Source organism: Streptomyces sp. NPDC055239 (genome assembly GCF_053606205.1).
Window position 1 is genome coordinate 452,935 of the sequence record NZ_JBSGRD010000004.1, and the last position, 24,100, is coordinate 477,034.

Annotated in this window: 17 protein-coding genes; 12 read left to right on the top strand and 5 right to left on the bottom strand. The window is 71.5% G+C overall.

All coding sequences use genetic code 11. The features are described from left to right. Positions 1 to 6: 6 nt before the first annotated feature. The 6 genes from ACWFRJ_RS17535 to ACWFRJ_RS17560 all read left to right on the top strand — a co-directional run bounded on the left by ACWFRJ_RS17535 (position 7) and on the right by ACWFRJ_RS17560 (position 8,020). Positions 7 to 1,221: a S8 family peptidase gene (locus ACWFRJ_RS17535; RefSeq protein ID WP_453530774.1), complete on the top strand. Its 1,215-nt coding sequence runs from the start codon at positions 7 to 9 to the stop codon at positions 1,219 to 1,221. Positions 1,222 to 1,508: 287 nt separating this feature from the next. Beyond that, complete coding sequence (locus ACWFRJ_RS17540; RefSeq protein ID WP_453530777.1) at positions 1,509 to 2,522, top strand: LacI family DNA-binding transcriptional regulator; 1,014 nt, start codon at positions 1,509 to 1,511, stop codon at positions 2,520 to 2,522. Positions 2,523 to 2,651: 129 nt separating this feature from the next. Then, positions 2,652 to 3,989 carry an ABC transporter substrate-binding protein gene (locus tag ACWFRJ_RS17545; RefSeq protein ID WP_453530780.1) on the top strand — a complete coding sequence of 446 codons (1,338 nt, stop codon included), beginning with the start codon at positions 2,652 to 2,654 and terminating at the stop codon, positions 3,987 to 3,989. Continuing rightward, positions 3,986 to 4,882: a carbohydrate ABC transporter permease gene (locus tag ACWFRJ_RS17550; RefSeq protein WP_453530783.1), complete on the top strand. Its 897-nt coding sequence runs from the start codon at positions 3,986 to 3,988 to the stop codon at positions 4,880 to 4,882. The genes ACWFRJ_RS17545 and ACWFRJ_RS17550 overlap by 4 nt, the downstream gene beginning before the upstream one ends. Further along, on the top strand, positions 4,879 to 5,772 hold the full coding sequence (locus ACWFRJ_RS17555; protein WP_453530786.1) for a carbohydrate ABC transporter permease: 894 nt from the start codon (positions 4,879 to 4,881) through the stop codon (positions 5,770 to 5,772). The genes ACWFRJ_RS17550 and ACWFRJ_RS17555 overlap by 4 nt, the downstream gene beginning before the upstream one ends. Before the next feature lie 13 nt (positions 5,773 to 5,785). Then, a complete protein-coding gene (locus ACWFRJ_RS17560; RefSeq protein ID WP_453530789.1) occupies positions 5,786 to 8,020 on the top strand; it encodes a beta-xylosidase/alpha-l-arabinosidase in 2,235 nt (744 codons plus the stop codon). A 10-nt stretch (positions 8,021 to 8,030) separates the two neighbouring features. On the opposite strand, the gene ACWFRJ_RS17565 is transcribed toward ACWFRJ_RS17560, so the two are convergent. The 4 genes from ACWFRJ_RS17565 to ACWFRJ_RS17580 all read right to left on the bottom strand — a co-directional run bounded on the left by ACWFRJ_RS17565 (position 8,031) and on the right by ACWFRJ_RS17580 (position 13,876). Continuing rightward, complete coding sequence (locus ACWFRJ_RS17565; RefSeq protein WP_453530792.1) at positions 8,031 to 9,275, bottom strand: MFS transporter; 1,245 nt, start codon at positions 9,273 to 9,275, stop codon at positions 8,031 to 8,033. Then, a complete protein-coding gene (locus tag ACWFRJ_RS17570) occupies positions 9,275 to 10,720 on the bottom strand; it encodes a CitMHS family transporter (RefSeq protein ID WP_453530795.1) in 1,446 nt (481 codons plus the stop codon). Before ACWFRJ_RS17570 ends, ACWFRJ_RS17565 begins: the two co-directional genes overlap by 1 nt. Positions 10,721 to 10,841: 121 nt before the next feature. Further along, a complete protein-coding gene (locus tag ACWFRJ_RS17575; protein WP_453530798.1) occupies positions 10,842 to 13,118 on the bottom strand; it encodes a molybdopterin-dependent oxidoreductase in 2,277 nt (758 codons plus the stop codon). A gap of 179 nt (positions 13,119 to 13,297) precedes the next feature. Continuing rightward, complete coding sequence (locus tag ACWFRJ_RS17580; RefSeq protein ID WP_453530801.1) at positions 13,298 to 13,876, bottom strand: TetR family transcriptional regulator; 579 nt, start codon at positions 13,874 to 13,876, stop codon at positions 13,298 to 13,300. Between the two features lie 191 nt (positions 13,877 to 14,067). Here ACWFRJ_RS17580 and hmgA point away from each other — a divergent pair, with 191 nt between their 5' ends. The 3 genes from hmgA to ACWFRJ_RS17595 all read left to right on the top strand — a co-directional run bounded on the left by hmgA (position 14,068) and on the right by ACWFRJ_RS17595 (position 17,449). After that, positions 14,068 to 15,423, top strand: a complete 1,356-nt coding sequence (gene hmgA / locus ACWFRJ_RS17585) for a homogentisate 1,2-dioxygenase (protein ID WP_453530804.1) — start codon at positions 14,068 to 14,070, stop codon at positions 15,421 to 15,423. 61 nt (positions 15,424 to 15,484) lie between these two features. Further along, positions 15,485 to 16,234 carry a GntR family transcriptional regulator gene (locus ACWFRJ_RS17590; protein WP_453530807.1) on the top strand — a complete coding sequence of 250 codons (750 nt, stop codon included), beginning with the start codon at positions 15,485 to 15,487 and terminating at the stop codon, positions 16,232 to 16,234. A 15-nt stretch (positions 16,235 to 16,249) separates the two neighbouring features. After that, on the top strand, positions 16,250 to 17,449 hold the full coding sequence (locus tag ACWFRJ_RS17595; protein WP_453530809.1) for a type ISP restriction/modification enzyme: 1,200 nt from the start codon (positions 16,250 to 16,252) through the stop codon (positions 17,447 to 17,449). 1 nt (position 17,450) lies between these two features. Here ACWFRJ_RS17595 and ACWFRJ_RS17600 read toward each other — a convergent pair whose 3' ends face one another. Beyond that, on the bottom strand, positions 17,451 to 18,866 hold the full coding sequence (locus ACWFRJ_RS17600) for an MFS transporter (protein ID WP_453530812.1): 1,416 nt from the start codon (positions 18,864 to 18,866) through the stop codon (positions 17,451 to 17,453). Positions 18,867 to 19,067: 201 nt separating this feature from the next. On the opposite strand from ACWFRJ_RS17600, the gene ACWFRJ_RS17605 reads away from it, so the two are divergent. From ACWFRJ_RS17605 to ACWFRJ_RS17615, 3 genes are all read left to right on the top strand, one after another. Next, the gene (locus ACWFRJ_RS17605; RefSeq protein ID WP_453530815.1) at positions 19,068 to 20,051 is read left to right on the top strand and encodes a zinc-binding dehydrogenase; all 984 of its coding nucleotides are present in this window, start codon (positions 19,068 to 19,070) and stop codon (positions 20,049 to 20,051) included. A gap of 29 nt (positions 20,052 to 20,080) precedes the next feature. Further along, positions 20,081 to 20,995, top strand: a complete 915-nt coding sequence (locus ACWFRJ_RS17610) for an NADP-dependent oxidoreductase (RefSeq protein ID WP_453530818.1) — start codon at positions 20,081 to 20,083, stop codon at positions 20,993 to 20,995. Between the two features lie 300 nt (positions 20,996 to 21,295). Beyond that, positions 21,296 to 24,100 carry an ATP-binding protein gene (locus tag ACWFRJ_RS17615; RefSeq protein ID WP_453530821.1) on the top strand — a complete coding sequence of 935 codons (2,805 nt, stop codon included), beginning with the start codon at positions 21,296 to 21,298 and terminating at the stop codon, positions 24,098 to 24,100.

The window sequence follows — 24,100 nt, forward strand, 5'->3', positions numbered from 1 at the left end:
CTCGTAATGGCAATGCTGCGCAGCAAGAAGACTGTGATCGCCGCGGCGATCTCGACCGCGACCGCCGCCGCTCTGTTCGGTGCGGTCACCGCCCTTCCGGCCCAGGCCGCCCCCGCCGAGGGCACGGTGATCGGCGCCGGTTCGGCCGACGCCGTCAAGGGCAGCTACATCGTCACCCTGAAGAAGAACTCGGGCTTCAGCGCCGCCTCGACCCAGGGCAAGGGCCTGATATCCGAGTACGGCGGGTCGGTGAAGAAGACCTTCAAGTCCGCGCTCAAGGGCTACACCGTCGAGCTGAGCGCGGCGGAGGCGAGACAGCTGGCCGCCGACCCCGCCGTCGCCTCGGTCGAGCAGAACCAGCGGGTCCAGGCCGACGCGACCCAGAGCAACGCCCCCTGGGGTCTGGACCGCATCGACCAGACGAGCCTGCCGCTGTCCGGCACCTACACCTACCCGGACACCGCGGGCTCGGGTGTCACCGCGTACGTGATCGACACCGGTGTGCGCATCACGCACTCCGAGATCAGCGGACGCGCGGTGAACGGCTACGACGCCGTGGACGGCGACAACACCGCCCAGGACGGCAACGGCCACGGCACGCACGTGGCCACCACCATCGCGGGCAAGACCTACGGTGTCGCCAAGAAGGCCAAGATCGTGGCCGTCCGCGTGCTCGACAACAACGGCTCCGGCACGACCGCCGGTGTCATCGCGGGCATCGACTGGGTGACGAGCAACCACGCGGCGGGAGCCCCCGCCGTGGCCAACATGTCGCTCGGCGGCGGCGCCTCCACCACGCTGGACAACGCGGTGAAGAACTCCATCGCCGACGGCGTCAGCTACGCGGTCGCCGCAGGCAACGAGGGCGTCAACGCCTCCTCGTCGTCCCCGGCGCGGGTCCCCGCTGCCATCACGGTCGGCGCCACCAGCAACACGGACGCCAAGGCCAGCTGGTCCAACTACGGCTCGGTCCTCGACATCTTCGCGCCGGGTGTCTCGATCACGGCGGGCTGGAACACCAGCGACACCGCCACGAACACCATCTCCGGTACGTCGATGGCCACTCCGCATGTCGCGGGTGCCGCGGCGGTCTACCTGGCGGGCCACACCTCGGCCACGCCGGCGCAGGTCTCCACGGCCCTGGTGAACGGCGCCACGTCGGGCAAGGTCACCAGCCCGGGCACCGGTTCGCCGAACAAGCTGCTCAAGATCGTCCAGTAGTACCCGGGTAACACCGGAGCAGTACCCCGTTCCCCGGAGGCAGCCGGCGCCTCCGGGGAACATCTGCTCGTCGGCTCGTTGACTCGTCGGCTCGTTCAGCGGCGGCGCGACCATCCGCCGCGACCGGCAGCGCGCACGCGGCCCCGCGTAAGTTCGGTAACTTCATGGATGTCCCTCTCCTCTAGGCTTCACGTCAACTCCGGTGTTCCGGAAGACTTCTGCAAAGTTTCGAGAATGCGTCCGGAACGGTAAGGGCGTGACGGGGACTCGTCAATGGAGGTGGGGAAGTGAGCCGGTCAAGGAGCAAGGTGACCATCACGGAGATAGCCCGGCAGGCGGGCGTCTCCGTGCCGACGGTGTCGCGGGTGGTCAACGGCCGGTCCGACGTCTCGGAGGAGACCCGCGCGCGCATCGAGGACCTCCTGCGGGAGCACGGCTACGAACGGCGGTCGAGCGCGCCCGGCAGCCGCGCCGCCCTGGTCGACCTGGTCTTCAACGACCTCGACAGCCCCTGGGCCGTGGAGATCATCCGCGGCGTGGAGGAAGTGGCGCACGCGGCGGGCGCCGGCACGGTCGTCTCCGCGATCCACGGCGCATCCGGCTCGGCCCGCCAGTGGATGAAGAACCTGCGGGCCCGCGCGTCGGACGGCGTGATCCTGGTGACCTCCGTCCTGGAACCGATGCTCCACGACGAACTGCGGCGGCTCGGCGTGCCGCTCGTGGTGATCGACCCGGCAGGATCGCCCGCCCTCGACGCACCGACCGTGGGCGCCACCAACTGGGCGGGCGGCATGGCGGCGACGGAGCATCTGCTCTCCCTCGGCCACCGCAGGATCGGCTTCATCGCGGGCCCGCCGCGGCTCCTGTGCTCGCGGGCCAGGCTCGACGGCTACCGCGCGGCGCTGGAGAGCGCGGGCGTGCCCGTGGACGACGCGCTGATCGTGCCGGGCGACTTCTACCACGCGTCCGGGTTCGCCGGAGCGGGCGAACTCCTCGCCCTCGCCGAGCCGCCGACCGCGCTCTTCGCCGCCAGCGACCAGATGGCCCTCGGCGCGATCGAGGCCCTGCGGCGGCGCGGCCTGCGCGTTCCCGAGGACCTCAGCGTGGTGGGCTTCGACGATCTGCCGGAGGTCAGCTGGTCCGCGCCGCCCCTGACGACCGTGCGCCAGCCCCTGTCCGACATGGGGAAGCTGGCCGCCCGCACGGTGCTGCGGCTCGCGCTCGGCGAGGAGCCCGCATCGCCCCGGATCGAGCTGGCCACGGAGCTGGTGGTGCGCGCGAGCACGGCACCGCGCGCCTGATCCCCCGCCGTAAGCCACCTCCCCCGAACTCCCTTTCCTGTCAGGAGCGTTGACACGTCCGGACGCCGCCCGTAACTTCCGTGCGCATCGACCGATAATTTTCGGAACTCTTCCGGAAGGTGCGCCGCGATGCCTACCCCTCCCCTCCGCCGACCGCGCCGACGCATACGTACGGCCCTGGCCACCGCGGCCCTGACGCTCGCCGCCACCGGCCTCGCCGCCTGTGGTGGCAGCGGCGGCCCGCAGGACAGCGCGGGCGGCGGTGGCGCCACCCTTGAGGCCTGGGTCTACGGCGATCCGTCGGCCGCCGTGCAGCGCAAAGTCGTCGACCGCTTCAACAAGACCTCGGACGTCAAGGTGAAGCTCGTCGAGATCCCCGGCGAGGGCTACCAGGACAAGATGCGCACCTCCATGGGCACCGCCAACGCCCCCGACATCTTCTTCAACTGGGGCGGCGGCTCCATCAGCGACTTCGCCGCCAAGGACATGCTGGTCGACCTCGGCCCGTACATGAAGAAGGACCCGGCGCTGAAGAAGGCGTTCATCCCCTCGATCCTCGACGCGGGCCGCATCGACGGGACGTACTACGGCGTCCCGATGCGCGGCATGCAGCCGGTGATCCTCTTCTACAACAAGAAGGTCTTCCGCGAGGCGGGCGCACGGCCCCCGTCCTCCTGGGACGACATGCTCGGCCTCATCGACATCTTCAAGGAGAAGGGCGTCACGCCGTTCGCACTCGCGGGCGCCGATCCGTGGACCGAGCTGATGTGGCTGGAGTACCTCCTCGACCGGTTCGGCGGCCCCGAGGTCTTCCAGAAGATCGTGGACGGCGACAAGTCCGCCTGGAACGACCCCGCCATGATCAAGGCGGGCGAGACGATCCGCGATCTGGTCGACCGCGGGGCCTTCGGCAAGAACTACAAGTCGGTCAACTACACGGCGGACGGCGCCTCCACCCTGTTCGCCCGCGGCAAGGCCGCCATGCATCTGATGGGCAGCTGGGAGTACGCCAACCAGCAGGCCAACCAGAAGGAGTTCGCCAAGTCGGGCCTCGGCTGGACCTCGTTCCCCGCGGTGCCCGGCGGCAAGGGCGACCCCAAGGACGTCGTCGGCAACCCCACCAACTACTGGTCCGTCAACGCGACCCAGGTGAAGAAGGGCGAACGGCGCGACGCGGCGGTGAAGTTCCTGAAGTTCGCGTCGCAGCAGAGTTACGCCAAGGACCTCGTCGCCAACGGAGACGTACCGGCGACCTCTGACGCGAAGGCGCAGCTCACCGCGCACGAGAACCCCGAGTACGCCACGTATCAGTACGACATGGTGAGCGAGGCCCCGTCCTTCACGCTCTCCTGGGACCAGGCGCTGCCCGCCAGATTCACCTCGCCGCTCACCAACAACCTGCAGAAGCTCTTCAACGGCGACCTGAGCCCGAAAGGCTTCGCCGACGCGATGCGGGGAGTGAAGTGAGTCCGTCGTCCCGCGGTCCCGGACGCCCCGGACTCCTGTGGGCCGCGCCAGGCGCCCTGTTCTTCCTCTGCTTCGCGCTCGGCCCGCTGCTCCTCGTCGCCTACCTCTCCTTCACCGAGTGGGACGGGCTCGGCGGGCTCCCCTCCTTCAGCGGCACAGGCAACTGGAGCCGCCTGTGGGAGGACTCCACGATGCGGGGCGCGGTGGTACTGAGCCTGCTGCTCACCGCGCTGACGTGGCTCGTCCAGACGCCGATCGCGCTGCTGCTCGGCGTCTGGGCGGCCGGTAGGCAGAAGAACCGCGCTGTCCTGAGTGCCATCTTCTTCCTGCCGCTGCTCGCCTCGTCCGTGGCGCTCGCGCTGCTCTGGAAGACGCTCCTGGACCCCAACTTCGGTCTGATCGCCGACATCGGTCCGTGGATCGGCTTCGCGGACGGCGATGTGCTCGGCTCGTCGAACGGCGCGTTCGGCGCTGTCCTGTTCGTGGCGGCCTGGCAGTTCATCCCGTTCCACACGCTGCTCTACCAGGGCGGCGCCCGGCAGATCCCGCGCTCCCTCTACGACGCGGCGTCGATCGACGGGGCGGGCACCGTCCGGCAGTTCTTCCACATCACGCTGCCGCAACTGCGCAACACCGTCATCACATCGACCGTCCTGATGGTGGTCGGCGCGCTGACGTTCTTCGACACCGTCCTGATCCTCACCGAGGGCGGCCCCGGCACGGACACCACGATCGTCCCCTACTGGATGTACGAGACGGGCTTCGTCTCCCGGGACATGGGCTACGCGAGCGCGATCGCCACAGCGCTGGTCGTGGTCGCGACGGGCATCTCACTGCTTCTCGTACGGCTCACCGGCTTCGCGGCGATGCGCTCCACCAGGGAGGGCCTGTGACAAGCACCCTGGAACGGCCTGAGCGCCCCGACACCCGCAGCCCCGCACGGCCGCCGCACAAGACCCGCCGACGGCGCCGGCGCCCCAACCTCCCCGCCGGAGCCGCCTCGCTCCTCTGGCTGGTGATCATCGCGCTGCCGCTGTACGTCCTGCTGACCACGACCCTCCAGTCGCGCGACGCCTACTTCGACCGGGGCCCGCTCTCCGTCCCCACCGAGCCGACCCTCGACAACTACCGCCGCGTCCTGGACAGCAGCTTCTTCACCTACCTCCTCAACACGGCGGTGGTGACGGTCGCCTGTGTCGCCATCGTCCTGGTGCTCGGGGTGTGTGTCGGCTACGCGGTGGTGCGTGCGCGGGGCCGGGGCGCCCAGCGCCTCTTCCAGATGTTCCTGCTCGGCCTGGCGATCCCCGCCCAGGCGGTGATCATCCCGGTCTTCCTGCTGATCACGAAGCTGGAGCTGTACGACTCGCTGCTCGCGGTGATCCTGCCGACGGCGGCGTTCGCGCTGCCCGTGAGCGTGCTGATCCTCGCCGGTTCGATGCGGGACATCGACGAGGAGCTGTACGAGTCGATGGCCCTCGACGGCGCGGGCCCGGTCCGCATCCTGCTGCGCCTGGTCGTACCGATGTCGCGCACCGGCATCTCCACGGCCGCCGTCTACACCGCCTTGCAGGCCTGGAACGGCTTCCTCTTCCCGCTGATCCTCACCCAGTCCCCCGAGTCCAGGGTGCTCACCCTCGGCCTCTACGACTACGTCGGCGAGTTCCGCGTCGACGTCCCGGCGCTGCTCGCCGCCGTGGTCCTGTCCATCGTGCCCATCTTCGCCGTGTACCTCTTCGCCCGCCGTCAGCTGGTCGACGGTCTGATGGGCGCGGGCGGCCGCTGACTTGAGGAGTTCCATGGTCCACCCCTGGCAGGACACCACGCTGGCCGCGCCCGAGCGGGCGGCGGACCTGCTCGCCCGGATGACCGCACAGGAGAAGCTCGCACAGCTCTACAGCGTCTGGCCGGGATCGGACGCCCAGGAGGAGAGCGCCGATGTGGCGCCGCTCCAGCACGAGGTGGCGCAGCGCGTCGACCTGGAAGAGCTGCTCCCCCACGGGCTCGGCCAGGTGACACGCCCCTTCGGCACGGCGCCGGTGGAACCCGCCGAGGGCGCGGCCCGGCTCGCCGCCCTCCAGGAACGTGTCCGCGCCGCGAACCGCTTCGCCCTGCCCGCCGTCGCCCACGAGGAGTGCCTCACCGGCTTCACCGCCTGGCAGGCGGCCGTCTTCCCCACACCGCTCGCCTGGGGTGCCTCCTTCGACCCCGAACTTGTCGGCAGGATGGCCGAGTCGATCGGTACGTCGATGCGCGCGGTCGGCGTCCACCAGGGGCTCGCCCCGGTCCTTGACGTCGTACGCGACCCCCGCTGGGGCCGCACGGAGGAGTCGATCGGCGAGGACCCGTACCTGGTGGCGACCATCGGCACGGCCTACGTGAAGGGTCTCCAGTCGGCGGGCATCATCGCCACGCTCAAGCACTTCGCCGGGTACTCGGCCTCTCGCGGGGCCCGCAACCACGCCCCGGCGTCCATCGGCCCGCGCGAGCTGGCGGACGTCATCCTGCCTCCCTTCGAAATGGCGATACGGGACGGGGGCGCCCGCTCCGTCATGCCCGCGTACAACGACCTGGACGGTCTCCCGGCCCACGCCCACCAGGCGCTGCTCACCCAACTCCTGCGGGAGGAATGGGGGTTCACGGGAACGGTCGTCTCCGACTACTTCGGGGTGTCCTTCCTGGAGTCGGCACACGGGGTCACGGACTCCAGGGCGGGCGCGGCGGCGCTCGCCCTCTCGGCGGGCGTGGACATCGAGCTCCCGGCGGTGCGGTGCTTCGGGGCGGGGGAAGCACCGCAGGACGCGGTGGACCGGGCGGCGCTTCGCGTACTGACCCAGAAGTGCGAACTCGGCCTCCTGGACCCCGACTGGACGCCGGCTCCCCCCACACTGACGCCCGTGGACCTCGACCCACCCCATATGCGCCAGCTGGCGCGCGAGTTGGCGGAGGAGTCGGTGGTCCTGCTCGCCAACAGGGACAGGGCGCTGCCCTTGGCGCACAACACGCGGATCGCCGTGGTGGGCCCGCTCGCCGACGACCCGGCGGCGATGCTCGGCTGCTACACCTTCCCGCGCCATGTGGGCGTGGAGCATCCGCAGTTGCCGATGGGCGTCGCCGTGCCGACGCTGCTCCAGGCGTTGCGGGCGGAGTTCCCGGGGGCCACGTTCGTCGAGGACCCGGCGGACGCGGAGGTGTGCGTGGCCGTGGTCGGGGACCGCTCGGGGCTCTTCGGGCGGGGCACGTCGGGCGAGGGATGCGATGCGGCGGACCTCGAACTGCCCGACGGCCAGGGCGACTTCATGGACACGGTTCTCGCCTCGGGCACTCCCACGATCCTGGTGCTCCTCTCCGGCCGCCCCTACGCGCTCGGGCGCTGGGCGGACCGTCTCGCCGGGGTGGTGCAGGCGTTCTTCCCCGGTGAGGAGGGCGGGGGCGCGGTCGCGGGTGTGCTTTCGGGCCGGGTCAATCCGTCGGGGCGGCTCCCGGTCGGCGTGCCCCGCGAGCCGTCGGGCCAGCCCTGGACGTACCTGGCTCCCCCGCTCGGCCACCGCGGCGAGGCGAGCAACCTCGATCCGACGCCGCTGTTCCCGTTCGGGCACGGGCTCTCGTACACGACGTTCGCGTGGGACGTGTCCCCTGCCCCGGTGGAAACCCCCGTCGAACTGCCCACGGACGGCGAGACGACCCTGCGCGTCACGGTCACCAACACGGGGGATCGCCCCGGAGCCGAGGTGGTCCAGCTCTACCTCCACGATCCCGTGGGCCGGGTGGCGCGCCCCGTGGCCCGCCTGATCGGCTACGCCCGTGTGCCGCTGCTCCCGGGCGAGTCGGCGGAGGTCCACGCCACGTTCCACGCGGACCTGGCGTCGTACACGGGTCCCGAGGGGCGCCGCGTGGTCGACCCGGGGTCGCTGGAACTCCGGGTCGCGGCATCCAGCTCGACGGTCCACCATCGGGTGCCGCTGGTCCTGACGGGGCCTGAGCGGATCGTGGGCCATGAGCGGCGTATGAGGTGTGAGATGCGGGTGAAGTAGAGGGGCGAGATCAGCCCCTCCGGCGTTTGAGGAGCGGGGGTCTGGGGGCAGAGCCCCCAGTCTCGGGAAGGGGCGGGATTGGGGAAGGCCCCGCAGGGCTACTACGCCTCAGTCCCAACCCGGCCGCCACCAGCAACAGCCCCCCAAGCATCACGAAGGGAGCGGCAACCCCCGCAACCCCCGCGATCAGCCCCGCCCCGGCTGGGGCAGCGACCTGCCCCAGCCGATTACCCGTAAGCCGCAACGCAAGCGCAGTAGACCGCGCCCCGTCCGGGGCGGCCTGCACCACCGTCGTCATCGACAACGGCTGCCCAACCCCCAGGCAGAACCCCAGCAGAACAAGCATCACCCCCAGCCCCCACACAGGCACCGGCAACGCAACGCCCGCACACAACACCGCGGCCAGCAAACACGTCACAACGATGAGGACCGTACGCCCGAGCAGATTGATCAGCGGCGTCATCACCAGTCGGCACGCGATCGTCGCGGCGGCCCGCATCGAGAGCAGCACCCCGACCGTCGCGGGCGCGATACCCCGGTGCTCACCGACCACGGGCAGATAGGCGGTGAGGATGTCCGTCGCGGAGAGCACCGCGAGGCTGATGAAGATCCCCGCGGGGACGCCCCGGGTGCGCAGGATGCCGAGCACCGGGACCTTGTCCCCCCGCTTCGGCGAGGCACCGGATGGACGGACGTGCTCGATGCGCCACAGCGAGGTGAAGGAGACGGCAGCGACCGCCCCTGAGACGAGCAGGGCGAACGCGCTCGTGCGCCCCATGTCCGCCCCGATGAGAAGACCAGCTGCGATCGGCCCGACCAGCTGCCCGAGCGAGGCGCCGATCGTGAAGTGCCCGAAGTTGCGGTCCTGTTCGTCGGGGGCGGACTGCCGCGCGACGATCGACTGGGCGCCGATCACGAAGCAGAGGTGGCCGAGGCCCATCACACCGCTCCAGGCGGCGAGCACCCCGAGCGAACCTGCCGTGCCGCTCAGCGCGCACCCGCCGGAGATCAGGACGACGCCGATCGGAAGCAGCGGCGCGCACCGCCCGGTGTCCGTCCTGCGCCCCAGCGGCACGGCCGCGAAGAGCGGAAGCAGGGCGTACACACCCGCGATGACGCCGATCGCCCGCTCGTCGGCGCCCAGCGAGAGGGCCCGGTAGGAGACGGCAGGACGCGCCATCGACACCGCCCCCTGCGCGAAGCTGAAGGCGATGACGAGGCGCAGCAACCAGGCGCGGCCCGGTGTCGATGGCATCAGATGATGCCGAAGAGGATTCCGGAGCCGAGCACCACGAGCGAGGTGAGCACGGCCCATTTGACGGTGAACTTGGTGTGGTCGCCGAACTCGACCTTGGCCATGCCGACGAGGACGTACACGGCGGGCACCAGCGGGCTCGACATGTGCAGGGCCTGACCGGCGATCGAGGCGCGGGCGATCTCGAGGGTGCCGACGCCGTGCGCCTGGCCCGCCTCTGCGAGTACCGGCAGGACGCCGAAGTAGAAGCCGTCGTTCGACATGAAGTAGGTGAGCGGCAGGGAGAGGAGTCCGGTGACCAGGCCCATCTGCGGGCCCATGCCCTCCGGGATCGCGTCGACGAGCCACTTGGCCATGCTGTCGACCATGCCGGTGCCCTGGAGGACGCCGGTGAAGACGGCGGCAGCGAAGACCATGCCGGTGACGTTGAGGACGTTCTCCGCGTGGGCGCCGATGCGGGCCTTCTGGTCGGGCATGTGCGGGAAGTTGACCGTCAGGGCGAGTGCGGCGCCGAGCAGGAAGAGGACCGGGATCGGCAGCCACTCCATGATCATGGCGGTGAGCAGGACCACGGTGAGACCGGCGTTGAACCAGTAGAGCTTGGGGCGCAGGGTGGAACGGTTGGGGTCGAGCCCCTGGAAGCCGTCGTCGTCATCGGCGTCGGCGTCACCGGAGGCGTCAGAAGCGTCCGTGCCGGAACCCGCTGCTCCGGCGCCCGCTCCCCCAGTGGCCTTCTTGACGAGCGACGTACGGCCGCCGTCGGAGCCACCCGCACCCACCAGAACCGTCTCGCTCGCCGTCTCCTTCTCCAGGACCTCGTCCAGGGAGAGCATGCCGAGCCGCTTGCGCTCCCGCAGACCCAGGGCGTAGGAGAGCAGGAAGACCGCCACGAGGCCCATGGCGAGCGCCGGGATCATGGGGACGAAGATGTCGGCCGCGTCGACCTTGAGCGCGGTCGCGGCGCGGGCCGTCGGGCCGCCCCAGGGCAGGGTGTTCATGACGCCGTTGGCGGTGGCCGCGACACCCGTCATGACGACGAGGCTCATCTTGAGGCGTTTGTAGAGCGGATACATCGCCGAGACCGTGATCATGAAGGTCGTCGAGCCGTCGCCGTCGAGCGAGACGATCGCGGCGAGCAGCGCGGTGCCGACCACGATGCGCACCGGGTCCGCCTTGCAGAAGCGCAGGATGCCCCGGACGATCGGGTCGAAGAGGCCGACGTCGATCATGACGCCGAAGTACACGATGGCGAACATGAGCATGGCCGCCGTGGGCGCCAGGTTGCCGACGCCTTCGAGGACGTAGTCCCCGAGATGAGCTCCCTTTCCTACGAATACGCAGAAGAGTGCGGGGATCAGGACCAGTGCCGCGATCGGCGACATCTTCTTCATCATGATCAGCACCAGGAAGGTGGCGATCATGACGAATCCGAGGATTGTCAGCATGGGGGCTACCTAACGTTCACCATCGAACTCCCACCAGGTCTGGCGGTCCGGTTGACGTTAGGACCCGCTATCCAGCGTTAACAAGATGTTGACGTGCGAGCAATAAGCGCAAAACTCCAGGTCAACGACTTGCTGTCGCCGTCGGTGTCGGAACGAGGGCCGGAACGAGGGCTGTGAGGGACACCGGGAAGCCGTTGAGCACGGACGTCCCGGAGAGCGGGTCGAGGAGCGTGCCGTCCAGGAGCTGGTTCACATTGGCCCCGGGGTTCTCCGCCGCGACGGCAAGGCGTGTGCCGGGGCGGTCGTGGCCCCAGCCGTGCGGCAGGCTGACCACTCCGGGGCGCACGGCGTCGGTCACCTCCACGGGGACGGTGAGCGAGCCGCCGGCTGCGGCCACGCGCGCGTGGCCGCCGTTCTCCAGGCCGATGCGGGCCGCGTCCTCGGGGTGGACGTGCAGGGTGCAGCGGTTGGATCCGCCGGTGAGGGTGCGGACGTTGTGCATCCAGCTGTTGTTGGAGCGCAGATGGCGGCGGCCTACGAGGACGAGCTCGTCCGGGGTGGCACGCAGGGCGCTCGTGAGGCGCGGAAGGTCGTCCGCGATCGGTGCCGGGAAGAGTTCCACGCGTCCGCTGCGCGTCTTGAGCACCTGCGGGAGGCGGGATTCCAGCGGCCCGAGGTCGATGCCGTGCGGGTGGGCCAGGAGCCGCTCCAGGGTGAGACCGTCCTCGCGTGCGCCGAATCCGTCGCCGTAGGGGCCCAGGCGCAGCATCAGGTCGAGCCGCCGCTGGGGGCCGCTCCCGCCGGTGAGCTGGGCGGCGAGTTCCTTGGGGTCACGGCCGTACACGGCCGAGTGCGGCTCGGTGACGGCCTTGCCGAGGGTCCGCTCGACGACCATCGTGTCGACGGCCGCCGGGTCGGCGCCGTGCATGCCGCTGACCGCGAGGACGAGCCGGGCGAGGATCTCCGTCTCGGCCATCCTGCCGTCCGAGAGGGGCAGTGCGGCGGGGGTGTGGCGGACCTGGTTGCGTACGGCGAGCGCGTTGAAGGCGAAGTCGAAGTGGGCGCTCTGCGAGGGCGGGGGCGGCGGCAGGACCACGTGGGCGTGGCGGGAGGTCTCGTTCAGATACGGGTCGACGCTGACCATGAAGTCGAGGGAGGCGAGGGCCTTGTCGAGGCGGTCGCCGTCCGGCGCGGAGAGGACGGGGTTGGCGGCGACGGCCACGACGGCGCGGATCGCTTCGTCGCCGGGGGTGTCGATCTCCTCGGCGAGCGCGGCGATCGGGAGTTCCCCCTTGGCCTCCGGGTGGCCGCTCACGCGGCTGTGCCAGCGGCCGAGCGCGAAGCCCTTTCCGGGTCCTGCCGGGCGGGGTTCACGGTCGGTGGCGGAGAGCGGGAACAGGGCGCCGCCCGGCCGGTCGAGGTTGCCGGTGAGGACGTTCAGTACGTCGACCAGCCAGTTGGTGAGCGTGCCGTAGGCGACGGTGCTCGCGCCGACGCGGGCGTAGACGGCGGCGGTGGGCGCGGCGGCCAGTTCACGGGCGAGGGCGCGGATGGTGTCGGCGGGCACGTCGCAGGCCGCTGTCACGGCGTCGGGGGTGAAGTGACGCAGGGCTTCCCGTACGTCGTCGACCCCCTCCACCCGCTCGTCGAGCGCGCCGAGGTCGGTCAGCTTCTCCTCGAAGAGGACCTGCACCATGGCCGCGAGCAGCAGCGCGTCCGCGCCGGGCCTGATCGCGAGGTGGCGGTCGGCGAGCTTCGCGGTGCGGGTGCGGCGCGGGTCGACGACGGTGAGCGTGCCGCCGCGTGCGCGCAGCGCCTTCAGCTTGCCCGGGAAGTCGGGGGCGGTGCACAGGCTCCCGTTGGAGTCCAGGGGGTTGGCGCCGAGCAGGAGCAGATGGTCGGTGCGGTCGAGGTCGGGCACGGGGATGGCGAAGGCGTCGCCGAAGAGGAGCCCGCTGGAGACGTGCTTGGGCATCTGGTCGACGGTGCTCGCGGTGAACACGTTGCGGGTGCCGAGGGAGTTGAGGAGCACGGGCGGGTAGAGGCCGCCCGCCATGGTGTGCACGTTCGGGTTGCCGAGCACCACGCCGACCGCGTGCGGCCCGTACCGCTCGATCAAGGGGCGAAGCCCTGCGGCGACGGCGTCGAAGGCCTCGTCCCAGGTCGCCTCCTGGAGTACGCCGTCCTTGCGTACCAGCGGCCCCTTCAGACGGTCGGGGTCGGAGTCGGCCTCTCCGAAGGAGGCACCTTTGGGGCAGATGAAGCCGTGGCTGAACACGTCGTCGCGGTCGCCGCGCGCGCCGGTCACCCGTGCACCGTCGGAGGTGCCTTCGATGGTGAGCGTGAGCCCGCAGGTGGCTTCGCAGAGTGGGCAGATACGCAGGGCGGTGCTGGGCATGGAGAACCCTCCAGGGTCCAGGGCGGCGGCTACGGCGCACGTGCGCTCTCACCATACCGACCGGTATGCATGCCGTCAGGCCCCCGCGAGGGTCAGGTCGCAAATCCGCGAGCCCCCGGGCGCCGGGACCCGCCCCCTGTTCAGTCCAGCTGTTCAGTCCAGCTGTTCAGTCCAGCTGTTCAGTCCAGTGAACCCGCGAAGTAGGAGTGCAGCAGTGTCCGCGTCTCGTCGATCAGGTCGGGATCGCCCGACGGACGGACGCGGAAGGCGAGTTGGAGGACCGCGTCCACCGCTTCGACGCCCACGAGCACGGTGCGGCTCAGTTTCTTGTCCAGCGGCCGGTCCAGGTGCGCGGCGAGCAGTCCCGCCACCCGCTCGGCGACGTCCGAGTTGGCGTCGGGCATCGCGCCGGGCGCCGAGGGGATGCCGAAGTCGACCAGGCCGAAGCCGGGGACGGTGCGCTTCATGGCGAGGTACTCGTCGAAGGCCGCGTCGACCGCGCCGCGCCAGTCGCCGCGCTCCACCCCGGCCATGCGCGCCGCCACGCGCTCTCCGTAGGCGTCGAGGTTGCGGTGGGCCAAGGCGTCGGCCATGGCCCGCTTGTTGCCGAAGAAGCGGTAGACCGAGCCGATCGGTACACCCGCGCGAAGGGCGACGGCGCGGGTGCTCAGTTCCTCGTAGCCGACCTCGTCCAGGACGGCGGCGCAAGCGTCGAGGATGCGGGTCAGACGCTCGGCGCTGCGCTCCTGCACGGGCACCCGGCGCAGGGTTTTCGGGGGCGGCGGGGGCTTCTGCTGATCACTACGGGGATCGCTGCGGGAATCACTGCGGGGATCACGGTGGGGCATCCCGGGAGAGTAGAGCATTGTTCACATCCATGGATCCCCCTTGCGGAAGGAAAACGTGAATCCTACGGTGTCCTATAGGAATCGTTGACGAGGGAGCGATGATGAGCCGGGAACACACCACCGACGCGAGCCGTGCGGACGCGAACGGCGCGCGCAAGACGGCGGAGGCACTGACGTACCTCTCCGGCTTCGGTAACGAACACAGCTCCGAAGCAGTGCCCGGCGCGCTGCCGCACGGCCGCAACTCACCCCAGCGCGCACCGCTGGGGCTCTACGCGGAGCAGCTGAGCGGCACCGCCTTCACCGAGCCCCGCGCGCACAACCGCCGCTCGTGGCTCTACCGCATCCGCCCGTCTGCCGCGCACCCGGCGTTCACCCGCGTCGACAACGGCGCCCTGCGCACCGCGCCCTTCGCCGAGACGCCCGACCCCAACCGCCTGCGCTGGAACCCGCTCCCCGAGCCCGCGCCCGGCACGGACTTCCTCGCGGGCCTGTGGACCCTGGGCGGCAACGGAGACGCCACCCAGCGCACCGGCATGGCCGTGCACCTGTACCACGCCAACTCCTCCATGACGGACCGCGTGTTCAGCGACGCGGACGGCGAACTCCTGGTCGTCCCCGAGCAGGGCGGCCTGCTCCTTCGCACCGAGTTCGGTCTTCTGCACGCCGAACCGGGCGAGGTGGCGCTGATCCCGCGCGGGGTGCGCTTCCGCGTGGAACTGCTCGACGAGAGCGCCCGCGGGTATGTGTGCGAGAACTACGGAGCGGCCTTCCAGCTCCCCGACCTGGGCCCGATCGGCGCGAACGGCCTGGCCAACGCACGGGACTTCAGGGCTCCGGTCGCCGCATATGAAGACAACGCCGTGGACGAGCGGCCGGTGGAGGTGGTGAACAAGTTCTGCGGAAATCTGTGGAAGGCGACCTACGACCACTCTCCGCTCGACGTCGTCGCCTGGCACGGCAACCACGTCCCGTACGTGTACGACCTGCACCGCTTCAACGTCCTCGGCTCCATCAGCTACGACCACCCGGACCCGTCGATCTTCACGGTGCTCACCTCGCCGTCGGACACCCCGGGCCTCGCGGGCGTGGACTTCGTGGTGTTCGCGCCGCGCTGGCTGGTCGGCGAGGACACCTTCCGCCCGCCGTACTTCCACCGGAACGTGATGAGCGAGTACATGGGCCTGATCGAGGGCGCGTACGACGCGAAAGCGGAGGGCTTCGTGCCCGGCGGCGGCTCGCTGCACAACATGATGTCGGCGCACGGCCCCGACCGCGACACCTTCGAGAAGGCGTCGGCCGCCGAGCTGAAGCCGCAGAAGATCGACGACGGTCTTGCCTTCATGTTCGAGACGCGCTGGCCGGTGACGGCGACCGAACAGGCAGCTCAGGCCTCCCATCTGCAGCGCGGATACGACGATGTGTGGGAGGGTCTGGAGCGCCATTTTCGAAACTGATCCCGTTACCGCCCGTAACTGATCCAGTTTCGAAGCCGCTGCGGACTGATTCGGAGAGACCGTGACCGCCTTCGCCCCGGACTCGATCGTCCTGAATCGCAAACTGCCGCTCTGGTACCAGGTGTCGCAGTCCCTGCGCGCCTCGATACTCGGCCGCACGCCCGATGCCCCGCTCCGGCTGCCCACCGAGGAGCAGCTCGCGGGGCACTACGGCGTGAGCGTCCTGACCATGCGCCAGGCGCTCAAGGAACTGGAGGACGAGGGCCTGATCACCCGGCACAGGCGGCGCGGCACGTTCATAGAGCCCAGCGCCCAGCGCGGCTCCCCGGTCCGGCTGCTCGGCTCGGTCGACGCGATCGTGGCCCAGCAGTCGGGCATGAGCACCGAGCTGCTCGCGCACGGCACGGCTCCGGTCTCCGGCGAACTCTCCGAGCACTTCCCGGATCTGGCCGAGGTGGCGACGTACCACCGGCTGCGCAGCGACGAGAAGACGGGCGAACCGACCAATCACGCCCATAACTTCATCCGCCCCGAACTCGCGGAGCGCGTCGACCTCGACGATCTGGCGCGCTGGCCCATGACGAAGGTCCTGCGCGATGTCGTGGGAGTGCGCATCAGCCGCATCACCGACACCGTCGAGGCCACGCTCGCCGACCCGGAGACGGCCCGCCTCCTCGAAGTACCCCTGCTCAGCCCGATCCTGCACTACACGGGCATCACGTACGACCCCGAGGGCCGCGCCCTGGACGTGGCACGCATCCACTACCGCGGCGACCGCTTCTCCTTCACGGTCACCCTCGACGCGACGTAAGGGTCTCGACGTACGATGCCGGGCGTGACGCACGACGAAGCGGCGCTGCTCGCCGACCTGATGCCGTGGTCCGTCGCACCGCTCCGGCCGGGCCGCGGGTGGCCGATGGGACCGGACGCCGCATCCCTCAGATCCCGCTGGGCCACGTTCGTGCGGGCGGACACGGCCGAGCGCGAAAGACTCCTCGGCCCCTCGCGCTCGCGCACCCTGCACACCGCGGTCGCCCAACTCCCCGGCCACCAGGCCTCGACGGTCCCGCTGGCCGCCGAATCGGGCCCCTGCCCCGATCCCGTACGCGTCCTGCACGGCCCCTTCGACGAGCAGTGGCTGATCCCGGACCACCGGCTCATCGACGTCGCTCGCCCGGAACTGTGGCGGGTCGCGGGCGAGGGCCAGCTGTTCCTCGTCGAACAGGGTTACGTCACCGGCTCCACGGGCCCCGCGATCCTTGCCTCCGCCGTACTGCCCGACGGCCGCTCCCCCGCCGGGCGGCCGGGCCGGATCCGCCCGCTGTTCCGCCGCCCCGGCGGGCTCGAACCCAATGTGGCGCCGGGGCTGCTAGCCCATCTCTCCGCGACGCTCGGCCAGGACGTCGGCGCCGGGGATCTGCTCGCCTGGACGCTGGCCGTGGCGAAGGCTTCTCCGGCCGGGTGCCGGGTGCCGCTGACGTCCGACGCCGACGTCTGGGAGCGGGGTACGGAACTGGGGCGCCGCATGCTCGCGCTCCAGGCGCCCGGTGACGGAACGCGGCCCAAGCTTCCCGGCGGACGGCGGCCCTACGTACGCGCGCCGCTGCCCGCCCGTCCCGCGGAGCTCTCGTACGACGCCGACGAGGAGGCGCTGTGCGTGGACGCGGGCCGCATCTCGCCGGTGCCGCGGGAGGCGTGGGAATGCGAGGTGAGCGGGGTGCGGGTCCTCGAGCTGTGGTTCGAGCGGCGTATGGCCGCCGGCGAGGCGGGCTCCCTGGAGGCGATCCGGCCCGTGGAGTGGCCGCAGACGTGGACGTCCGAGCTGCTTGAGCTGATCACGGTACTTGCGCTGCTCGTGGAACTCCGTCCTGCGCAAGCCGAGTTGACCGCGGATCTCGGCATCCGCATCACGGCGGAAGCGCTGCGTCGCGCGGGCGTGCTTCCCGCGCCCGATGCCGCGCGGCGCCCCGCGTCGGTGCTCGACCACCACGAGGAGGGACCCGGCGGCCAGTTCGCTCTCCTGTGAGCTACTCGTCACCGGCTGCCTTGCTGCGGCCCGGTCCCGCGCCCGCCCCGAGCAGCGCGACCAGTCCGGCTACCTGCAACAGGGCCAGCGCGACGACACCGGTACGGAAGCCGACCGCTCCCCCGCCGCCGACGCCGTACGCGAGCGCCGCGATCGCGGGGCCGACGGTGAAGCCGAGGGTGCGGAAGGTGCTGCCGACGCCGCCGCTCGTGCCCACCATGTCGGGCGGTGCGGCGGCCAGGATCGAGGCGTTCACCGGCGTACCGAACAGCGCCTGCCCCACGCCGATCACCGCGAGCCGCCAGCCGATGTCGAACAGCCCCGCGCCGGGACCGAGCGTCAGCATGCTCAGCAGGCCACCGATGACCAGGAGCAGCCCCGCCGCCCCCAGGAGCCTGCCGGGCAGCTTGTCGGCGAGCCGGCCGCTGACCGGTGAGCACAGGGCCACGGCGCCGATGAAGAAGACCATCGCGAGGCCCGTCATGGCGGCGCTGCCGTGCAGGACGTCGGCGACGTAGAAGGGCAGCAGGAAGTAGGAGAGTCCCACGAACGTGCCGGTCAGCAGGAGCGAGAGAACAGGGAGGCCGATCGCCCTGCGCCGCAGGAGCCCGATCACCGGGCGCGCCGAGCGCAGCCGCGTCCACCAGACCGCGAGCCCGGCGGCGGCCACCGCGAACAGCGCGGCGACGGCGGGCTGTCCGGCCTCGATCCGGTCGAAGGCGACCAGGAGCGCGGTCACCGAGCCGCCGAGGACGAGGCCGTCGCCCACCAGGGACCGGTCGGGCCGGGTGAACCCGCCCCCGGTGGAGGGGATGTAGCGCGCGCCGAGCCAGATCACGACGATCAGGACCGGAACCTTCATCAGCATCACGGGCCGCCAGCCGTACGCGTCCGCGACGAACCCGCCCAGGGACGAGCCGCCCATCGAACCGATCGGCATGATCGTGGCGATGTAGCCCATCGCGCGGCCCCGCTGCTCGGGCCGTACGACCGCGGCGACCACCGGCAGGTAGACGGCGGCGGCCAGCGCGCCCGCGACGCCCTGGAGAACGCGGGCCGCGAGGAGCACCGGCAGGTTGGGCGCGAGGGCCGCGAGGACGCTGGTGAGGCCGATCGCCGGGACGGAGAAGAGGAACAGGGCACGGAGGTCGACCCGGTCCGTCCACCGCCCCGCCGGGATCGCGAGAGCGGCCGTGGGCAGGGCGTAGGCGAGGAGTACCCACTGGGTCGCGGAGGTTCCCACGCCGAGGTCGGCGCCGATCGCGGGGAGCGTCACGGCGGAGAGGCTCAGCTCCAGGGTGACCATCAGGAGGGCGAGGGCCATGACGGCGACCGGCGTCCAGCGGGTCTTCGTGAGGGCGGTCTCGGCGGGGGGCGTCTCGGCCGGGGGCGTGGTGTCACAGGTCGCGTGCGTCATGGGGTCGACGCTAGGAACGGGGGCCGGTGCGGCGCCTCTGTCGTACGACTGGGAATGACCGGGTGAGGGGACCCCGGTAGATACCTGGTCGCATGACAGGTAGGTACCCGGTCGCATGACGGAGGCGCCGCGCAGCCCCCTGTCCCTAGCTTTCTCGGTGTCGGCACGACGTCCGGCACGTACTGCGAAAGCGAGTTGACCATGCGAGCGATCCGACTGCACGCGTTCGGCGGGCCCGAGAACCTGCGGTACGAGGAGGTCGCCGACCCGGTGCCTGGCCCCGGCCAGGTACGTATCGCCGTGGAGGCCGCGGGAGTCCATCTCCTGGACACGGCGCTCCAGAAGGGCGAGGCCGATGAACTCCCCTTCCCCATGCCCGAGTTGCCGATGACCCCGGGCCGGGAGGTGGCGGGCGTCGTGGACGGTCTCGGCGAGGGAGTGGACGACGAGTGGCTCGGCAGGCGGGTGGTGACGCACCTGGGCCTGGTCAACGCGGGCTACGCGGAGCTGGCCGTGCGCGAGACCGACGCGCTGTTCCCGCTGCCCGACACGCTCTCGTACGAGGCCGCGATCGCCATGGTCGGCACCGGCCGGATGGCGCTCGGCGTCCTGCACGTCGCCGCGCTCGAACCGGACGACGTGGTCCTGGTGACGGCCGCGGCGGGCGGCATCGGCACGCTCCTCGTGCAGGCCGCGCGGAACGCGGGCGCGACCGTGGTGGGCGCGGCGGGCGGCCCCGGGAAGACCGCGCGGGTGCGGGACCTCGGCGCGGACGTGGCCGTCGACTACGCCGAGCCCGACTGGGCGGAGAAGGTGCGCGCGGCGCTCGGGGGCCGCGAGGTGAGCGTGGCCTTCGACGGCGTGGGCGGCGATGCGGGACGCTCCGCGCTCGGACTCCTGGGCTTCGGCGGCCGGTTGGTGATGTACGGCTGGTCGTCGGGCGCGCCCACGGAGCTGGGCACCGAGGACCTCCGTGGGCGCCTTCTGACGGCGACGTACGCGCTGGGTCCGCGGATCGCGCGCGTCCCCGGGGGCCTGCGCGGCCTCCAGGTACGGGCGCTCGACGAGGCGGCACGCGGCACGCTCGTACCGGCGGTGACGACGTTCCCGCTGCGGGAGGCGGGGGCGGCGCATGCGGCGCTGCTCGGGCGGGAGACGGTGGGAAAGGTGGTCCTCAAGCCATGAGTACGGGACATCCAGAGGAAGGAACGACGATGCGAGCGGCTGCGTTCACGGCGTACGGCCCGGCGGAGGTACTGCGCCCGGTGGACCTGCCCGTCCCCGCCCCCGGTCCTGGCGAGGTCCGTGTACGGGTGCGGGCGGCCGGGGTGATGCCCTTCGACATCGGGCTGCGGGAAGGCGAGATCAGGCCTCCGGGGGTCGTGTTCCCCGTCGTGCCGGGCAACGAGTTCGCGGGGACGGTCGACGCGGTCGGCTCCGGCGTCACGGGCTTCGGTCCCGGTGATCCGGTGCTCGGCTTCTCGCTGCTCGGTTCGTACGCGGAGTACGTCGTGGTCCCTGAGGAGAATCTGGTCGCCAAACCGGACCAGATGGAGTGGGCGGTGGCGGGCGGCTTCTCGGGCAACGCACAGGGTGCGCACATGGCGCTGAGCGCGATGCGGGTCGGCCCCGGCGACACGGTCCTGATCAACGCGGCTGCGGGCGGACTCGGCACGCTGGCGGTGCAGTTGGCGAGGGCATGGGGCGCGACGACGGTCATCGGCACGGCGAGCGAACCCAACCACGACCATCTGCGGGCGCTGGGCGCGATCCCGGTGACGTACGGCGAGGGGCTCGAGGACCGGGTACGTGCGATCGCCCCGCAGGGCGTGGACGCGGCGCTCGACGGGGCGGGCGCGGAGGCGCTGCGGGCCTCGGCGGCGCTCTCCAGGCACCCGGACCGCGTCATCACCATGGTCGACGCGGATGAGGCCCGCCGCCTCGGCCTCCCCGAACTCACCGGCACAAGAACGGCGTCCCGCCTCGCGAAGATGACGGAGCTGTACGAGAAGGGCGCACTGCGGGTGCACATCCGCGCGGAGTACGCACTGGAACGGGCGGCGGACGCGCATCGTGAGGTGGAGCGGGGGCATGGCCGCGGCAAGGTGGTTCTGGCGTGGACGCCTTGAACCCCGTCCACTGCACCCCCGGCTGCCGTGCCGCCGCGCTTCCCTGAACGCCGCTTCGCGGCGAGTCTCTCCCGCCCACCCACCCATTGCTCGGCATCACAAGGCACCGCGGGGCAACGGGACGAGCCGAACAGGGCGGGAGGGCAAGATCCCCCACGAACCCCACGACGCGGGGTATCGGGTGGGTGGGTGGGAGACATCCGCCGCGAAGCGGTGGGCCTGTTCTTGGCGCCACACGAGGCGGACGGCACAGACAGAGGCGCCCAGCGATGGGCCGGTGGCGACCATTAGGGTCGAGCCATGCTCTACGGACGCGGCAGCGAAACGGCCAGGCTGGAAACCCTGTTGGCCCAGGCCCGGCAGGGCCACAGCGCCGCCCTCGTCGTACGAGGAGAGGCCGGCATCGGCAAGTCCGCGCTCCTCGCGCACACCGCGGCCACCGCCACGCACCACCGCATGAGCCTGCTGCAAGCAACCGGCATCGAGGCCGAGAGCGAACTCCCCTTCGCAGGGCTGCACTTGCTTCTGCACCGCGTGACCGACCGCATCGACGACCTGCCGGAGCCGCAGGCCAAGGCGTTGCGCGCGGCACTCGGACTCGCGCCGAGCGCACGGGCCGACCGCTTCCTCATCGGCCTCGCCGTGCTGACCCTCCTGGCGGACCTCGCGGGCGAGGCAGGCGAAACAGGCCAGGCAGGCCAGGCAGGCGCAGCAGAAGCAGGCTCCCTCCTCTGCCTCGTCGACGACGCCCAATGGCTCGACCAGGCCTCAGCGGACGCGCTCCTCTTCGCCGCAAGGCGCCTCGCGGCCGAAGGCGTAGTGATGGTGTTCGCGGCCCGCGACGCCCACGCGCCGCCCTTCCCCGCCCAGGGCCTGCCCGAGCTGCGGCTCACGGGGCTCGACGACGAGGCCGCGGTCGAGCTCCTCGCCGAGCACGCGGGTGACCTCCCCGGCTACGTACGCGAGCAGATCCGCAGCGAGTCCGCGGGCAACCCGCTCGCCCTGCGCGAGCTGCCCGCCGCCCAGCGCGAGGGGCACATGCCCTCCTACGGCTTCCACTTGAGCGCGCTGCCACGGCACTCCCGCCTCCTGCGCACCTTCGCGGACCGGATATCCGCGCTGCCCCGGGCCACCAGGACCCTGCTCGTGGTCGCGGCGGCGGAAGGAACCGGCGACCTGACCGTGACGGCCGCCGCGGCGAGCGGACTCGGCGCCGGCGTCACCGATCTGGAGCCCGCCGAGCGCAAGGAGCTGCTCTCCCTCGACGGCGGGCGGCTCGCCTTCCGGCACCCCCTGATCCGCGCCGCCGCCTACCAGAGCGCCCCGGTCGGCGACCGCATCGCCGCACACCGCGCACTCGCCGACGCGCTGCCCTGCGTGGGCAACATCGACCGCCGCGCCTGGCATCTGGCGGCCGCGGCCACGGAGCCCGACGAGTACGTCGCCGGCATCCTGGAGCAGACCGCCGAACACGCCAGGGACCGCGGCGGCTACGCGGCCGTCGCCGCGGCCTGTGAGCGCGCCGCCCAGCTCAGCCCGGACAGCACGCACCGCGCCCGGCGCCTCGCACTCGCCGCGTCGGCCGCATCGGACGCGGGCCAGAACGAACGCGCCGCCGAACTCGCCCTGCGCGCCGCCCCGCATCTGACAGACCCGGCCGTCCTGGCGCAGCTCGCGCAGGTACGCGCCGCCGTCGCCCGTGAGCAGGGCCGCCTCGACGCCTCGTACTCCGTGCTCCTCGACACGGCCGCCGAGATCGCCCCGCACCTGCCGGAGACGGCGGCCTTCATGGCGTACGAGGCGATGACCTCCGCCTGGCTCTCCGGGCACCGGCAGTCCATCGACGAGATCAGCCGCCGCATCGCCGGACTCGACCTCGAGACTCCCCCGCACGCCCTGCCCTACCTGCCCGCGGCCGAGGGTCTCGCCCGGCTCGCGGCGGGCGACCCCGGCAGCGGACTCCCGCCGCTGCGCGCGCTGTTCGACAATCTCCGGGCCGAGCGCCACGACCGCGGGCACACGCTGCGCGAACGCGTCTCGATCGCCTCCTGGTTCTCACCGCTCGGCGCACTCGAGACCGGCAACGACCTCGCCACCGAGCTGGACCGCGAGTGCCGCGAGCAGGGCGCGCTCGGCCCGCTGCCGCTCGTGCTCCTCATGCGGACCCGCGCGCGGATCTTCCTGGGCCGCCACGGCTGCGCCCTGACCGGTGCCGCAGAGGGCCTGCGGATCGCCCAGGACACCGGACAGCCGCACTACGTGGCGCAGTTGACGGGCATCCTCGCCTATCTCGCGGCGCTCGACGGCGACGAGGAGCGCTGCCGCGAGCTCGCCGCCAAGGGCGATCTGCGCCAGGTCATGCCGGGCCAGGTGTGGGGCGGGGTCGCGATCGCCATGCTGGACCTCGGCCTCGGCCGCTACGAAGCCGCCCTTCGCGCGTACGAGGACGTCGCCGCGAGCCCCTCCGGCCACACGATCGTCGTCCTGTACTGCGTTCCGGACCGGGTCGAGGCGGCCGTGCGGACCGGACAGGCCGGTTCCGTGAAGGAGCCGGCGAGGACCTTCGCCGAGTGGGCCGACCGCACGGGGACGGCCTGGGCGCGGGCACTGGCCACCCGCTGCCGTGCGCTGCTCGCCCCTGAGGCGGAAGCCGGAGCGGCGTACGAGGAAGCTCTCGCCCTGCACACCGACGACGGCCGCCCCTTCGAACGGGCCCGCACCCAGCTGCTCTTCGGGGAGTGGCTGCGCCGCGCGGGCCGCAGGAGCGAGGCCCGTGCGCCGCTGCGCGCGGCCCTCGACACCTTCGAACTGCTCGCGTCGCCGCCGTGGGCCGAGCGGGCCCGCGCCGAGCTGCGGGCCACCGGCGAGAGCCGGGCGCGGCACACCGGCGACACGGCGCCCATCGAGCGGCTCACCCCGCAGGAGCGCCAAGTCGTACGGCTCGCGGCGACCGGGATGACCAACCGGGACATCGGCGCCCAGCTCTTCCTGTCGCCGCGCACGGTGGGCTACCACCTCTACAACGCCTATCCGAAGCTCGGCGTGGCAGCACGCGGCGAGCTGGCCCGCCTCGAGCTCCGGGACGAGGAGGAGACCCCGGCCTGA